The following is a 13,115-nucleotide window of genomic DNA, read 5'->3' on the forward strand; positions in this document are numbered from 1 at the left end:
GGCCCACAGGGCTTTCCGCAGAGTTCGTCGGAGCGGGGCAGCGAGGCGTGCCGGGCCGGCGGGCGGGACGGACGGCGTCAATTCACGTGTGGCATCACTTGTGAGATTCCGCCGCTATCCGTGAGACACTTAGCTCAGCTAATTATTGTCGTGCGAGTGCCGCGAACCGACTCATGTGCAGCTGATGGGCCAGAGTTATCGTCGCGGTGGGGCCGTTGCGGTGCTTGCCGAGGATCACGTCAGCTTCGCCGCACCGGGGATGGTCGCGATCGAATGCGTCGGGACGATACAGCAGGAAGATCATATCGCTATCCTGTTCCAAACTGCCGCTTTCGCGCAGGTCAGAGACTTGCGGGGCTTTATCTGCCCTTTGCTCTGGACCTCGGTTTAGCTGGCTGACAGCGACCACGGGGACATTCAGCTCTTTGGCGAGCAGCTTCAAGCTGCGCGAGAAGTCCGACACCTCCTGTTGACGTGACTCGTACTTCTTTCCCGAGGTCATCAGTTGGAGGTAGTCGATAACCACCAGTTTGAGATCTACCCGTTGGCTGAGCCGGCGAGCTTTGGCGCGGATCTCCATCATGGTGAGGTTTGGCGAGTCGTCGATGTAGAGCGGGGCTTCGCTGATCTCACCCATGCGACGAGCCAGCCGTGTCCAGTCCTCATCACGCATCCGGCCGGAACGCATGTCCGCGAGTTTGACGTTGGCCTCGGCAGACAGCAGGCGCATGACGATCTCGGGCTTGCTCATCTCCAACGAGAAGATGATGCTCGCTTGGCGGTGGCGGATTGAGCAGGATCTCATGAAGTCCAGCGCCAGGGTTGAGTTGTGGGTGGGGACTCGTCCGGGGCCGGCAAGGTAGAGGTGTTCGGCGTTGTCCACTTGGACGCATCGCACCGGAACGGTGTCGATCGGCGAGACCGCGACAATGTGCCGTTGCACCGCGCCAGTGATGCGCCAGTAGCCACTCGCCGGAGGTGCCGGCGTCGGCGATCCGGAGGCCACGGACTGCGTGATCTGTCGGTAGCTCGTCAGGGGCGCCTCGCCCCCGATTTGAGGTGCGCCACCGGGGGTGCCGAGGCGCGCCAACGTCCGCTGTTCGTGCGCCACCTGCGCGGATTGGATGAGGGACACTGCGCCACTGGTGGTGGTGGTGCGCCAGATCTGTTCGGTGGTCTGGATTCCCGCGCCAGTCGGCCACTGGTGGTGGGCGTCGGCGACGATGTGGGTGTTGTCGTCGAAAGTCACTGAGTAGCAGGGCCGGTCGTGCATGACGTCGGTGACTGCCACGACGGCGGTGGGCTGTCCGGAGGCGTCGAGCAGTTGGTCTCCGACGGTGAGGGTGCCCATCGTTGTCCATCCGGTGGGCGTGGGTAGGGGAGTGTCGAGGGCGAGTGCTTTCCCGACCCCGGGCCTGGCGGCGACGATGATCATTTGTCCGGGGTGCAGGCCGTTGGTGATGGTGTCGATGTCGTCGAAGCCGGTGGGAACACCTCTGGCGACGCCTCCGTGGGAGGCGATTGTGTCGAGCTCGTCGAGCGTGGGTTGAAGCAGGTCGTCGAGGGCCGATATGTCTTCGGACGCCCGGTCCTCGGTGACGTCGTAGATTTCGGCCTGGGCGCGGTCGACGACGTCGGCGACCTCGGCTCCGTCTGCACCGGCGTAGCCGTATTGCACAACGCGGGTTCCTGCCTCGACGAGGCGCCGGAGGATGGCTTTGTCGCGGACGATGCCGGCGTAGTAGCCGGCGTTGGCTGCGGTGGGAACGGTGGCGATCAGGGTGTGTAGGTAGGGCGCGCCGCCGGTTCGGGAGAGCTGGCCGCGCCGGTCGAGCTCGGCGGCCACGGTCACCGCGTCGGCGGGTTCGCCGCGGCCGTAGAGGTCGAGGATGACGGTGTAGACGTTCTCGTGTGCTGGCTTGTAGAAGTCGCCGGGCCGGAGTTTTTCCACGACGTCGGCGATCGCGTCTTTGCTCAGGAGCATGCCGCCAAGCACCGACTGTTCGGCGGCCAGGTCTTGCGGTGGTTGACGTCCGGTGGTGTCGTGAGCAGGTGTTTTGGTGCGGCGTTCGGTGGTGGTCACGCGGCGATCTCCTGTGTCATTTCGGCATCGGTAGCGGCGTCATCGGTCCAGCAGTCGTCGCAGACTGGGATGGGCATGGGCAGGTCGTGGCGGATCTGGGCCGAGGCTGCTTGGCAATCGACGCAGCGCCCGATGACGCACGCGATGGCCATGAGCGTGGCGACGTCGGCGTCGGTCTCGTACATGGCGGCGGCCGGCAGGTCGGCGGTGGCGTCGCCGACCTGGGTGTGGGTCCAGCGCTGCAGTGCGTCCCCCAGTGCGAGCCGGGGGTGTTCTCGGACCGCCGTGCGCGCCGCCGCGGCGATCGCGGCTGTCGGGTTGTGTGGGGTTCCGAACTTGACCGCCGCTGCGCGCAGTAGGCGTTCACGCTGGTCAGGATTGGTGACGGTGGTGACCTGGGCCAGCCACTGGGCGGCTGAGTCGGCGGTGGCGGCGGTTTTTGCGGCTTCGGCGCGGCGGTCCCAAGCGCGTTGCAGCGGGGCCAGGCGGGGTCCGGATCCGATCTGGTTTTTGGTCAGTCGCCAGATGGCGAGCCGGAGCGGCCGTTGAACACCTGCTGGTAGCGGTGCTGCGAGGACGGTGAGGATCTGGTCAGGCAGCCAGCCGCGGGTGAGTTGGCGTCGGATCAGGCCGCCAAGGCGCCAGCGGATGCGCAGCGGAACGTCTTGGTATTCGGCGGGCAGGTTGGCCAGAACGTGTCGCACTTCGGCGGGATTGATTTTTACCTCGGCCGGTCGGGTGGTGGGTTCGTGCTCAGCGCTGCGTTGGGGGGTAGGGGGGTAGTTAGCCTTTGGCTTATAAGAGGTATGGGCCTCAGAAAAGGTGACGGATTGGGGCACGACGACACGGCCAGTTTCGTCACGGTGGAGAATATCGACGTCTTGGACGAACTGGCTGTGGATTTCGATCCGGGCGTGATTACCGCGGCCGCGTGCAGGGGTGTAGGCGATCAGCTCGTCGACGGCCAGTGAGGCGAGCGCCCGGCCGATCGTCTTGAGGTCGTAGCTCCGGCCTCCGCTGGCGGCGATGCTGTCGGCGATCTGCGATAGCCGGATTGCGTCGTCGGAGACGCGGCTCCAGCCACACAGCAGCTCAAGGACTGCCTTTAGAACTCCGCGGCGGGCACCGCGGAGCTGCATTTGTGACGCGTGTGATTCCACGCGTTTCTGGACCAGTCGCGCATCGGATTTGAGTATCCGAGGGCGTTCCTGGCTAATGCGGCGGCGACGTTTTCCCGTGATGCGACACGCGCAAGAGCCGCGAGTGTTCTCGCAGTTCAAACGGTGTTTCGGGGATTTGCCGTCGCAATTCGTCAGGGTAAGCGCTACCCTGGAATCACCTGGCACGGTAATTCCCTTCAATTTGAGGGGACCGAGAGTTCGAAGTTGGCGCTTCGGGTCTCACAGAAACTCGGGGTTGGCGCCCCGAGGATTCGCTTTCAGACGATTCCCAGATATCCCCCTACGGGGGGTCTGTCTTCTGTTCGTTTCCGATCAGTCCCGCTGTTCAGTTGTCGTGTCGGCCCGCGTTTGGGCCACGTATGCCCTTGGGGAACCTCCTTTACCTAGTCGTTATCCCCATGCGACCACGCCATTGGCCGCTGGAGCTGGAATGACACGGCTACGCGGGCACCTGGCGGTGCCGGGGCCGCGCAGCCGGGGAAGTGGTCATTTGCGCCCTGAATGGCGCTCACGGTCGCTAAACGGTGGGCGCTGTCGTGTTCCGTATCGGGCGCGGGCTGTTCGTGCCGTCAGGGCCAGCAGGGACTGGTTACCGGTGATGCTGGTGTTTCGGCTGGTGCGTGTGCGAGTCCGGTGGTTGATCACAGTCACCCGATCGGCTGGGGCGGAGCTTGTGGCCGGTGTCATGCCGCACCTTGTACGTCGCGCTCTGCGGGCGCTACCAGCCGGTTGGCGGCGTTGGTGTACAGGCGGACGATCCCGGTCAGGCGGATCTCATCGTTGAAGTCGGCGAGTGTGGCGCCGGCGGGCAAGACCGCGCGCAGCGCGTTGAGCAGGCAGCTGTAGGGCATGGTCATATCGGCTTCTTCCCAGGCCTGACGGGTGCATTCGTAGATGTCGTAGTGGTAGGGATGCCAGCTGTTGGTGGCGATGACGCCGCCGGCGCGAAGAGTCTGGGCGATGTCGGCGGCGGTTGGCTGTGGGGGTGAATCGTCGGCTGGTGGCGGCTGGTGTGGCCGCAGGTGGCTTCGGGCCTGCGCCAGGCACGCCGCGAGATCTTCGGCGTGGATGTCGGCGGTGAGGGCCTGTGGCGGAACGCTGACCGTTCCCGTTGTCTTGTCGACCAGGACAGTCCAGCCGCGGTGTTTGATGCGGACCTGGCGCGGCTTGGCGGTGCCGGATTGGGCGGCGACGGTGGCCGGTGCGGTGGTGTTCACAACGCCTCCAAGGCAGGGGTGGCGAATAGCAGGTCGGCCGGCAGCGGCGCGGCAGCTGTGGAGCGGGTGATGACGGTGTCGATGGCGTCGGCGACGGCGCGCGGTGCCTCGCAGAGCAACATGTGGCCGGCCTGGGGGAGGTGGTGGTGGATGGCACCGGGGATCCCGTCGGCGAGTTCGTGAGCGTGGGCGACTGGGGTGAGCAGGTCCAGGCCGCCGCTGAGCACCACGGTGGGGACCGTGATCGAGGAGAGTGTGGCCAGAGTGCTGTACTCACGCAGGAACTTCAGATATCCGACGGCAGTGGCCAACTCGGCGGTACGTACCGCTTCCACTACCGCCGTCGCGAGCGCGGCACGTTCTGCGCTACAGAGCCTGCGGGCCCGGGCAATGAGCTCGCAGGCGGGCCGGACCAGTGTGCGGATGACGTCGTCGGCCGCCCGGTGCGGTGCGTGGTTGACGAGCTCGGCGAGCAGTCCCAGGCCGGGTGCAGCGAGCAGGCGTCCCAGCCCGCGTTCGGTGAGCCGGCCACCGGCGGCGGCAATCAGGGCCAGGCCTGCAGGGTGGACGGTTCGGCTGGATTTGGGCAGGCCAGCGTAGGTGAGGGCCACCATCGCGCCCAGCGAGTGGCCGCCGATGATCGGTCGATTGACGTTGAGTGCGCTGAGCACGTGGCCGAGGTCGGCGGCGAGCCGTTCGGGTTGGTAGGTGGACATCGGTGCTGAGGTGGAGTTTCCGTGGCCGCGGTGGTCGTAAGTCAGGATCCGGATGCGGTTGCCGTAGCGCCGCCGCAAGTGTTGGATCGGTGGATCCCAGCTGGTCTTATCCAGGCACCAGCCATGCGACAGCACGAGTTCGTGTTCGGCGTGGCGGGGTCCGCAATCGACGACGGCGAGGTCGACGCCGTCGTCGGTGGGCACGATGACGGGGCTGCCTTCGCGCTGGACTGATGTCTGCTTTGACATTCGTTGACCCCCAGTTGTTTTCGTGGCGACCGTTGGCGTTAGAGCCAGGGTTGATCGCGGTCGCCGACCGGATTGCTGACTGTCTCGTCGCAGTTGACGCAGAAGCGGATCTCGATTCCGCCTGCCGTGACGTGGTTGGGGTGCTCGGGGAATTGGTGGCCGGTGAGCGTGCACGCCCGGCCTTTGGCGCACCGTGCGCAGCAGACCAGCACGTCGGTGACGAGCCAGTCGTAGTCGCGGGCCGCGATCTCCAACGCTTTTTCCGTCGAGCTGTGGTGCGGTTCGCTTTCGTCGTCGTCATTGACCGGATTGCCGCACTCTCCGCAGGTCAGCGTGACGCAGGAGCGTGTGGTGAATGCGCAGTGGGCACGACTGATGTACGGAACATGCACGCGGTGTTCGGGGATGGCCCGCTGTTGGTCGCACTGGCAGCTCAGGGGGAGCGCGTTATCGGAAAACAGTGGTGGCCAGCAGTACTCACACTTGAACACGATCACCGTGGAGGTGCCGGGGTCGGCGCTGTCGTCGCCGTGACGGTCGGTGCACGCCAGGCAGCGCACGTGGTCGTCGGTGATCGTCCATTCAGCGTCGGCGATCGATGCGAGGGCTTGGGCGATCGACTCGAAGTGCAGTGTCCAGTCTTCGCCGAGGGATTCTCCGCAGTCGGTGCAGGCCACCTCGATGCACTCGTGGTGGTCGAATTTCGGTGCGTCGGATGTGCGGATCGCGGGTGTTGACGTGCTCATACGTGGATCACCCACCCGCCGTCGTAGTCGTCGTATTCCTGGTCTGGCGAGACGGCATCGAAGGGTCCGTGGAGGTGGATCGAGAGCCCGCACCAGACCCATCCGCCGTGGCCGTTCTTGCTGTAGTCCCAGTAGTGCCAGCCGCAATAGCCGCCGGGCGATTCGGTGGGGTCACGCCATGCCCACACTGTGTCGCGCTGATCGACCCATTGGTGTTCACGCTGTGAACGGTCGGTGAAGTCCAGCAGTGTTGGGGGAGTGGCCAGTTCGAGGCTCATTGGTTCTTCATTCCGCTCCGGGTTAGGCCGTGCGGCTGAGGTTGTTTGAAGGTGCCTCGGTCGTTGCAGGGGCCGAGCGGGCGTTGCGGGATCCGCCGCCGAAGGTGCGTGGGCTGACCAGGATCGCGCGGCCGGGGACATGGCGGTTGCGGTTGTAGCGCTCCATGATCGCGATCGCGACGCGAACAGGCTTGGTGCCTGAGGGCAGCATCACGGCCTGGGTGGTGAGTTGCACCGGCAGGGCGCCGAGCAGGGTGTCTGCGAGCCGCTGTCGGTCGATCGGCTCGCGCAGGTAGTGCAGGACCAGGCCCAGGCCGCCGACGATGGGTGCGTCGTAGGCGTCGCGCCGAACGTCCCAGACGCCGACGATGAGCTTGAGGGTCTCGTGTACCAGGTCAGCGCCGCCGAGCCGGTAGAGCTTCTCGAGGGTGGCAGTGCAGCGAACGTTTCCCTCGGTCGGAGCATTGTCGATGCGCAGGCCAAGGCTGTTGACGACGGCCTCGAGTTCGACCACCTCCACGGCTGCGGTGCTCTTGCGGGCGCGCCAGTGGTCCCAGGTGGTGGGTTGACGGCGTTGCCGGTTGAGCCGATCGAAGAGGCGGGCTTCGTCGGCTACCGAGAGGCCTTCGTGGATCGTGGCGACCATCAAGGGTGCTGGATCGAGCAGTTTGGCAGCCTGCATACGGTGCTGGCCATCGATGACGGCGTAGCGCGGGCTGTGTTCGGGGCCGCGGTCGCTGACCTCGATTACGCCGGCCAGCCGACGATCCCACCCGGCCGCGAGTTTGTGCGCCCGGGCCGCGTCGAGCTCGCGCTGATAGGTGTGGTCGACGAACAGCTCATCGACACGGACTGCGTCGATGAAGGTGCCGCGCGCCACGGTGGCCGCCTGGGTTACTTCGGTCGTTGTCATGCTGAAATCCTTTCTGGCGGTGCACAAATAGCGGTTTCGTCGAAGATGAATGGAGTCCCGGCCACGTGGAGTTCGTGGCAGCTGTTGCAGCGGGGCCGGCCTGCCGAATAGGGGCGGACGCGGCAGTCGACGCACAGAAACTGGCGGTAGGCCTCGTGGCGCGTGAGCGGGGGTGAGGTCGGCACCGCGGCGGCCGACAGGGGGTGGATTGGTGCTGGCTTGGTCATCACAGGTCTGCTTGGTCGAGGATCTGCAGGGTGGGGCAGGGGCTGCGCAGCGCTCGGTGGTTGTGGGACTCGTAGCAGGCGAAGGTGCGGTGTGAGAGCCGGTTGCGGCAGCAGTGATCGCAGATGGTGGCGCCGCCGGGAATGGGAATGACTTCGTGCAGGGCCCGGATTTCGGTGGCCAGTGCGCGAAGCTGTTCGAGTGCCGCCGGGTTTTCGTTGGTGCTGGGCGTGCCTGGCAGGACCGCGGTCATGATGTAGTTCCTGCCGGTGTCACCGCGGCGTTGGCGTTGAACAGCTCGGCGACGGCGCTGGGGCCGGCGCACTGCAGTGCCACGATCAGGCCAAGCATCACGATGAACGCCGTGATCACGATTGCGGTGGCGGCGTGACGCCTGATCAGGCCGGGTGCGTGTGGTTTTGTACCGATCACCATGACTGCCTCCTCAGGCGCGGGATGTGGTGGTTGCCGGTGTGGCCGTGTGGCTGTCGATGTCGGTGGTGTCGGCGATGAGCTGGAGCCAGCGCGGATCGACGTCGAGGGAGTCGGGGTGACCGTCTGCGGTGAGGCATTGCAGTGGTGTGGCCCGGGGGACGTAGAGCGGGTGACGGGGCTGTCCGTCTGCTGTCCAGCCGAGTGCGCCGAGTGCGCCACCGGATTCGCGCAGGCCTCGCCACAGCATGCTGGTCACGGCCCGGGCGCGCGCCGGGTCGGCTCCGGCGCCCCAGGCCAGGATGACCAGGTCGTAGCGGTGCGGGATCTCGGCGAGGTAGTCGTCATTGGCGGGCCCGATGGGATCGGGATGGGTGGCCAGGGCGGCGGGATCGGTGGAGCGCAGTGCGCACAGGTTGTACTTGCGCAGGCCGCCGTGTCCTAGAGCTCGGGCGAACGAGATCTCGCGGCGGATCGTGGGATCGTTGCGGTGCTCGCTGGCGGTTGAGGGGTTGAGTCCGACGATGGCCACCATGGGCAGGGTGTGGTCCCAGCAGCGGGTCAGCCGGTAGCGGTAGGTGCGGTCCTCGGAGAAGTCGGCACTGGATGGGGCGGTTCCTGGCCAGTGCAAGTCGAGTGCGAGGGTCATCGCAGTTCCCTGGTCGGTAGCGCCGAGGCCGCGGTTACGCGTCGGGTCCAGTAGACGTGGCGTCGGTCGCTGTTGCGGGCGCGCACGCGCTGGATCTCGCCTCGGCGGGCGAGTGCGTCGAGGTGCCGGTAGATCGCTTCGCTGGTGGTTTCGGCGAATTCGTCGGCTTCGGTGATCTTGGTGCGCAGTTCGGCAGTGGTGACGGCGCGACCGCTGCTCAGCAGCTCCAGCAGGGCATCACGCAGGGCGAAGTTGGTTCCTGGCCGGGTCATGTCGGTGCCTCGACGGTGGGTAGAAGTCGGCGCAGCTGACTTGCGTAGGCGGCCTTGGTCATTGGCGGCGTCATGGTCATGCCGAGCTCAGCCAAGGTGGCTTCCGGGTTGTCGATGCGGTGCTGCAGAACCGCGATCCAGCGCGCCGTGTCAGCGTCAGGTTGAGCGTGCTGCTGCAGGTGGGTGAGGGCTTGGCGGGCCAGGTCGGCTTGGCGCTTGCCGGTCTCGCGGGATCGACGCAGGTTGGCGGCGATCCCGTCTGCGGTCAGGCCCTTGTTGTTCTGGCGCTTACGAGGGGTCATGAGTTGGCCAGGTGGGCGGCGGCCCGGGCGCGGTGCAGGTCGGCTTTGTTGATGTGCTGCAGGTAATGCAGGCTGCCCTGATCGAGCAAGGGCAGAAGTCGGGCCAAGGCGGTGGCTGCGCTGCCGTCGGCGGGGATGCCGCCTGGGAAGATGGCGGTGACGTCGTTGGGAATGGCCGCGGTGAATCCTCCGTGCACCATGGGATCTCCCAGGTCGGTGACAGTCCAGCCGTAGTCGCAGATCAGGACCGCGAGCAGCCAGAATGCGGCCCGCAGGTTCGGCGGCTGGCGCAGCAGCTTGTCGTCGGGAATCGGGTCACGACGAGCGGGGAGTGCGGGCCGGGCACCGGCGTTGGGGTGGCGGGATACCAACCAGGCCAGATCTCCGATGTGGTCGTGCTGGTTGGCTTGGCCGAAGTCGGCCAGTGCTGCGGCCAGGCGTTTGGCGATGTGGATGTGTAGCAGGTGCACGCCGTGGTTGCGGTCGGTGCTGCAGATCGAGACCGCACGATGGGTGGGCGTGAGCGCTTCGACGATGCCGGCACCAGTGATCGGTACGTAGCGCAGTCGGCGCAGCTGCCAGCCCGCGTCGAGCAGGGCGATTGCGTCCCAATGGGCCACGCGGAGTTTCGGATCGATTTCGGAGTCGTCGACGCCGGGGACGGTGATAGCGCGATGGTCAGCCATGGTGGCTCTACCTCTCGGAATTGAGGTTTCGGGTTGTGTCAGGCGGATACGGCTGTGCTGGCGGCGCCGGCGATGGAGAGCTGGCGGGCGTCAGGGCCGATGCGCGGTGCGAGCAGGGCCAGCTGAGAACCCCGAAAGAGCTCGCGGTTGCTGGGATGAGTGCTCGGGTCGATCGAGCCGTCGACGATGCCCTGCAAGATTTCGCGGGCCGCGTTGAGCTGCGGGATCTTGCGGGTCTGCACTCCGGGCAGCTGCACGCCGGCCCACACGCCGTAGGTGGCGTTGGTGTCGAGAGCGGTTTGGGCGCATAGCTTCTGCTGGGCCAGTGGGCATTCACGAATGCAACGGGTGCGCGCGACCTTGGACAGGTGTGCGGCTCGCTGCTTCATCTCGACGGACGGTCCGGATTGGTCAGTGTGTGCGCCGAAGAACAGGTCCGGATCGCTGGCGCATGGAAGGTGTTGGTTCACTCAAGCCCCCTTGATGTGTACGTGTTGTGTAAGAAAGCGTATGCATAAACGGCGACACTCGCAAGGGGAACGCGGGAACAAGCGTATATGTGCAGGTGAGATGTGTAAGGAATGTGTACGATTCGGTGCATGTTGGGAGTGCTCGGATGAACCGAGAGGCCGCTGGCGCCGCGCTCCGCGCGCTTCGTGAGTCACGTGAGCTGTCGCTGGAGGAGGTTGCCGCCTCCAGCGGGGTGAGCGCTATGGGGCTGAGCTACCTGGAGCGTGGGATCCGCAAACCGCGCAAGGACACCATCCGCAAGGTGGAGATGGGTTTAGGCCTGCCCAGCGGCACCTATGAGCGGCTCAAAGTGGCCGACGATCCCAATGCTGAGCTCAAACAGATCCTGTCGGTGGCATCCGATCAGGCGGCCGCTACCCGCGCGAACCCTCCGGCCGGCGGAGGTCTGGTCGTCGGCCGGCGCAGCGAAACCAGTGCGCTGATCGAGGGATATGCCGAAGCCCAGATCGAGGCTCTCAACGCGGTTATCACCAGATTGCCATCGGAAACGGCGCCGGATTATGAGTCGTATATTGCGTTTGTGATCGACCGGTGTATTCAAGCGGAGGGATTAGCGGCGGACTCCTGGCGAGTCGCAGCCCATTCCGATCCCGGTGACGCCGATCGGCTGATGGGTCATCTGCAAACGTTGGAAGCCACACGCCAGGGCCTTGTGTCCCGGCTCGAATCGCGCAGTTTGGGAGCGCAGTTCAACCGCGCCTGCTCGGCCTCGTCGCTGTCGGACTCGGTCATTGCCCGGATGCTGGGCACCACCACGGAGAACGTCTGGGCTTGGCGCAACGAAACCGCCATCCCAGGCGACTCGGTCGAACTCATCCAGACGTTCATCGCGACCACCAAAGACAGAGCCAAGGATGACGAACCCAGATGAGATCGCCGTCCTGCGGCGCGCGCACGAACTGTTTGCTGGAAGTCCAGCACAGCCGACCGCGGCCGGCGCAGGTGACGCCGAGCGCGCACTGCGCGGCGCCAACAACACCGGCCTGAGCGGGGCCGCGCTCGACCGCTACCACCAGAGCACCGATACCGCCCGCGCGAACCTGCGCACGACCGCCGGCACGGACGGGCAACTGACCGAGATCCTGCGTGGCGCCCAGGCCGAACACGCTCAAGCCCGACGCAGCACCCGGGTGATCCTCGACGCCGCCGAATCCGATCGTGGCGCGGCCGCCGATACCCCGATGGGGCAGCGCGAAGCGATCCGCCGGCGCATCGCCCGGCTCAATGCCTCCCAACGGACCGTGTCCTCGGCACGGCTGCGGGCAGCTCGGCGGCGCGCACTGATTCGGGCCCTGCGGTACCGGCTGGCGCGCGGTGGGCGCATCGACTCGTCGAAACTTCCGCCGGCACCCAACAAGCGCGCGGCGCGGGCGATCCGCTTTGCGTTGTCCAAGGTCGGCCTGCCCTACGTATGGGGTGGCACCGGCCCACGGGGCTATGACTGCTCTGGCCTGATGCAGGCGGCCTACAGAGACGCTGGCGTGAATCTGTCGCGGACCACCTACACCCAGATCCACGATGGCGCGCCCGTGCCGCGGTCGATGATCGCCCCGGGGGATCTCGTGTTCCCCCACGCCGGGCACGTTCAGATGTACATCGGCAATGGCCAGGTTGTTGAAGCTCCGTATACCGGCGCGAACCTGCGTGTCGCACCATTGCGTGACACGTGGGCAATTCGACGCCCGTTGGTTTAGATCCGCACATTCGGGAATACGTGAGGGGAGAACCCCGAAATGGATATTAGCGACATGATGATGAGCGGCGATGCGCCGGCGCAGCCGCAGATCGACAAAAACACCGCTGCGCCACACCAGCTCGATGAGTTCGATGCGGACTCGGCACTAGAAGCCGACGAGCCTATCGACAATGGTGCACAGGAAATGTCCGCCGTGCAGCGTATTCGGGCCTACCGCGCGAACAAACTAGAAATGCCCGCCATCGGGCAGGTAGCTCCCGAGCCTGAAACCGCTGCGGATCAGGTGGAGGATTTCGGCGACGATTCGGACGATTCCGCCAGTGGCGATGAAATACCAGCCGACAACGGCGGTTCTGATTCCGCCGATTCGGCGGTGACTGGCGCGAGCTCGGTTAAAGGATGGTCGGCGCTCAGCGCGAATCGGCGTAAGGCACTTATGATTGGGATCCCGTTGGCGGTAGTTGTTGTGGCAGGAGTCATCCTTCCCGGTAAGGGTGAAAAAGAGAAAAACGACGATTCGGTTTCGAATATCGTTTCGCAGAGCGCGGCCGATAGTTCTCCCGCTGAGTCCACGACACCCGCCCCGGCCGCCGACGTGACGGCCGACAGCGTGATTCAGCCGGCAAAGGTGGAGGCCGCCGAATACCCGATCTCGCTCACGCCGCCGACAGATGCGTTCACCCCGGGTGGTGGAAAAGCCTGGGTCTGCGCCGGGCTGGATGGCACGGTGCTGACCATTACGCTGCCGACGCTGACCGCGGTCTCGGAAATCAATGTGCTACCCGGATTCGAGGGCCGCGACAAAGACGGTTCCGACCAGTGGGCAAAGCACCGCATCGTCACCTCGGCGATGTTCTACCTCGACTACGGCGACCCCATTCCCGCAGGGCCTGACGGTCAGGGGTACACCAACAAGAAGGAACGGCAGACCACGCCGAT

The 13,115-nt window shown here is 65.6% G+C and carries 17 protein-coding genes; 3 read left to right on the forward strand and 14 right to left on the reverse strand.

What is annotated here, in order from left to right; all coding sequences use genetic code 11:
• Positions 1-142 precede the first annotated feature (142 nt).
• The 14 genes from dnaB to ACWDTP_RS12310 all read right to left on the reverse strand — a co-directional run bounded on the left by dnaB (position 143) and on the right by ACWDTP_RS12310 (position 10,419).
• Positions 143-2,083: a replicative DNA helicase gene (gene dnaB, locus ACWDTP_RS12245; protein ID WP_450019923.1), complete on the reverse strand. Its 1,941-nt coding sequence runs from the start codon at positions 2,081-2,083 to the stop codon at positions 143-145.
• The gene (locus ACWDTP_RS12250) at positions 2,080-3,222 is read right to left on the reverse strand and encodes a hypothetical protein (RefSeq protein WP_450019925.1); all 1,143 of its coding nucleotides are present in this window, start codon (positions 3,220-3,222) and stop codon (positions 2,080-2,082) included. The genes dnaB and ACWDTP_RS12250 overlap by 4 nt, the downstream gene beginning before the upstream one ends.
• Positions 3,223-3,947: 725 nt before the next feature.
• Positions 3,948-4,481, reverse strand: coding sequence for a hypothetical protein (locus ACWDTP_RS12255; RefSeq protein WP_450019927.1), 534 nt, complete (start codon positions 4,479-4,481; stop codon positions 3,948-3,950).
• Positions 4,478-5,446: an alpha/beta fold hydrolase gene (locus tag ACWDTP_RS12260; protein WP_450019929.1), complete on the reverse strand. Its 969-nt coding sequence runs from the start codon at positions 5,444-5,446 to the stop codon at positions 4,478-4,480. Before ACWDTP_RS12260 ends, ACWDTP_RS12255 begins: the two co-directional genes overlap by 4 nt.
• Positions 5,447-5,484: 38 nt before the next feature.
• Positions 5,485-6,192, reverse strand: a complete 708-nt coding sequence (locus ACWDTP_RS12265) for a hypothetical protein (protein ID WP_450019931.1) — start codon at positions 6,190-6,192, stop codon at positions 5,485-5,487.
• The gene (locus ACWDTP_RS12270) at positions 6,189-6,470 is read right to left on the reverse strand and encodes a hypothetical protein (protein WP_450019933.1); all 282 of its coding nucleotides are present in this window, start codon (positions 6,468-6,470) and stop codon (positions 6,189-6,191) included. The genes ACWDTP_RS12265 and ACWDTP_RS12270 overlap by 4 nt, the downstream gene beginning before the upstream one ends.
• 22 nt (positions 6,471-6,492) lie before the next feature.
• Positions 6,493-7,350, reverse strand: coding sequence for a DUF6551 family protein (locus ACWDTP_RS12275; RefSeq protein WP_450019935.1), 858 nt, complete (start codon positions 7,348-7,350; stop codon positions 6,493-6,495).
• Between the two features lie 259 nt (positions 7,351-7,609).
• Positions 7,610-7,861 carry a hypothetical protein gene (locus ACWDTP_RS12280; RefSeq protein WP_450019937.1) on the reverse strand — a complete coding sequence of 84 codons (252 nt, stop codon included), beginning with the start codon at positions 7,859-7,861 and terminating at the stop codon, positions 7,610-7,612.
• On the reverse strand, positions 7,858-8,043 hold the full coding sequence (locus ACWDTP_RS12285; protein WP_450019939.1) for a hypothetical protein: 186 nt from the start codon (positions 8,041-8,043) through the stop codon (positions 7,858-7,860). The genes ACWDTP_RS12280 and ACWDTP_RS12285 overlap by 4 nt, the downstream gene beginning before the upstream one ends.
• Before the next feature lie 10 nt (positions 8,044-8,053).
• Positions 8,054-8,689, reverse strand: a complete 636-nt coding sequence (locus ACWDTP_RS12290; protein ID WP_450019941.1) for a DUF1643 domain-containing protein — start codon at positions 8,687-8,689, stop codon at positions 8,054-8,056.
• Positions 8,686-8,961: a hypothetical protein gene (locus ACWDTP_RS12295; RefSeq protein WP_450019943.1), complete on the reverse strand. Its 276-nt coding sequence runs from the start codon at positions 8,959-8,961 to the stop codon at positions 8,686-8,688. The genes ACWDTP_RS12290 and ACWDTP_RS12295 overlap by 4 nt, the downstream gene beginning before the upstream one ends.
• A complete protein-coding gene (locus ACWDTP_RS12300) occupies positions 8,958-9,263 on the reverse strand; it encodes a helix-turn-helix domain-containing protein (RefSeq protein WP_450019945.1) in 306 nt (101 codons plus the stop codon). Before ACWDTP_RS12300 ends, ACWDTP_RS12295 begins: the two co-directional genes overlap by 4 nt.
• Complete coding sequence (locus tag ACWDTP_RS12305; RefSeq protein ID WP_450019947.1) at positions 9,260-9,949, reverse strand: hypothetical protein; 690 nt, start codon at positions 9,947-9,949, stop codon at positions 9,260-9,262. The genes ACWDTP_RS12300 and ACWDTP_RS12305 overlap by 4 nt, the downstream gene beginning before the upstream one ends.
• A 38-nt stretch (positions 9,950-9,987) precedes the next feature.
• Complete coding sequence (locus tag ACWDTP_RS12310) at positions 9,988-10,419, reverse strand: WhiB family transcriptional regulator (RefSeq protein ID WP_450019949.1); 432 nt, start codon at positions 10,417-10,419, stop codon at positions 9,988-9,990.
• A 146-nt stretch (positions 10,420-10,565) separates the two neighbouring features.
• Here ACWDTP_RS12310 and ACWDTP_RS12315 point away from each other — a divergent pair, with 146 nt between their 5' ends.
• From ACWDTP_RS12315 to ACWDTP_RS12325, 3 genes are all read left to right on the forward strand, one after another.
• Positions 10,566-11,351 (forward strand): helix-turn-helix domain-containing protein, encoded by a 786-nt coding sequence (locus ACWDTP_RS12315; protein ID WP_450019951.1) that lies wholly within the window; start codon positions 10,566-10,568, stop codon positions 11,349-11,351.
• On the forward strand, positions 11,335-12,174 hold the full coding sequence (locus tag ACWDTP_RS12320) for a C40 family peptidase (RefSeq protein ID WP_450019953.1): 840 nt from the start codon (positions 11,335-11,337) through the stop codon (positions 12,172-12,174). Before ACWDTP_RS12315 ends, ACWDTP_RS12320 begins: the two co-directional genes overlap by 17 nt.
• Before the next feature lie 39 nt (positions 12,175-12,213).
• Positions 12,214-13,115, forward strand: a 902-nt coding sequence (locus tag ACWDTP_RS12325; protein ID WP_450019954.1) for a hypothetical protein, incomplete at its 3' end; no start/stop codon positions are given.

The organism is Mycobacterium sp. NPDC003449 (genome assembly GCF_053588415.1).

What these genes read in the sequence shown, in the direction of transcription:
- ACWDTP_RS12250 (WP_450019925.1), bottom strand. Translation starts at nt 3,222, where the DNA reads ATGCAGCTCCGCGGTGCCCGCCGCGGAGTTCTAAAGGCAGTCCTTGAG.
- ACWDTP_RS12260 (WP_450019929.1), bottom strand. Translation starts at nt 5,446, where the DNA reads ATGTCAAAGCAGACATCAGTCCAGCGCGAAGGCAGCCCCGTCATCGTG.
- ACWDTP_RS12265 (WP_450019931.1), bottom strand. Translation starts at nt 6,192, where the DNA reads ATGAGCACGTCAACACCCGCGATCCGCACATCCGACGCACCGAAATTC.
- ACWDTP_RS12270 (WP_450019933.1), bottom strand. Translation starts at nt 6,470, where the DNA reads ATGAGCCTCGAACTGGCCACTCCCCCAACACTGCTGGACTTCACCGAC.
- ACWDTP_RS12280 (WP_450019937.1), bottom strand. Translation starts at nt 7,861, where the DNA reads ATGACCGCGGTCCTGCCAGGCACGCCCAGCACCAACGAAAACCCGGCG.
- ACWDTP_RS12285 (WP_450019939.1), bottom strand. Translation starts at nt 8,043, where the DNA reads ATGGTGATCGGTACAAAACCACACGCACCCGGCCTGATCAGGCGTCAC.
- ACWDTP_RS12290 (WP_450019941.1), bottom strand. Translation starts at nt 8,689, where the DNA reads ATGACCCTCGCACTCGACTTGCACTGGCCAGGAACCGCCCCATCCAGT.
- ACWDTP_RS12295 (WP_450019943.1), bottom strand. Translation starts at nt 8,961, where the DNA reads ATGACCCGGCCAGGAACCAACTTCGCCCTGCGTGATGCCCTGCTGGAG.
- ACWDTP_RS12300 (WP_450019945.1), bottom strand. Translation starts at nt 9,263, where the DNA reads ATGACCCCTCGTAAGCGCCAGAACAACAAGGGCCTGACCGCAGACGGG.
- ACWDTP_RS12305 (WP_450019947.1), bottom strand. Translation starts at nt 9,949, where the DNA reads ATGGCTGACCATCGCGCTATCACCGTCCCCGGCGTCGACGACTCCGAA.
- ACWDTP_RS12315 (WP_450019951.1), top strand. Translation starts at nt 10,566, where the DNA reads ATGAACCGAGAGGCCGCTGGCGCCGCGCTCCGCGCGCTTCGTGAGTCA.
- ACWDTP_RS12320 (WP_450019953.1), top strand. Translation starts at nt 11,335, where the DNA reads ATGACGAACCCAGATGAGATCGCCGTCCTGCGGCGCGCGCACGAACTG.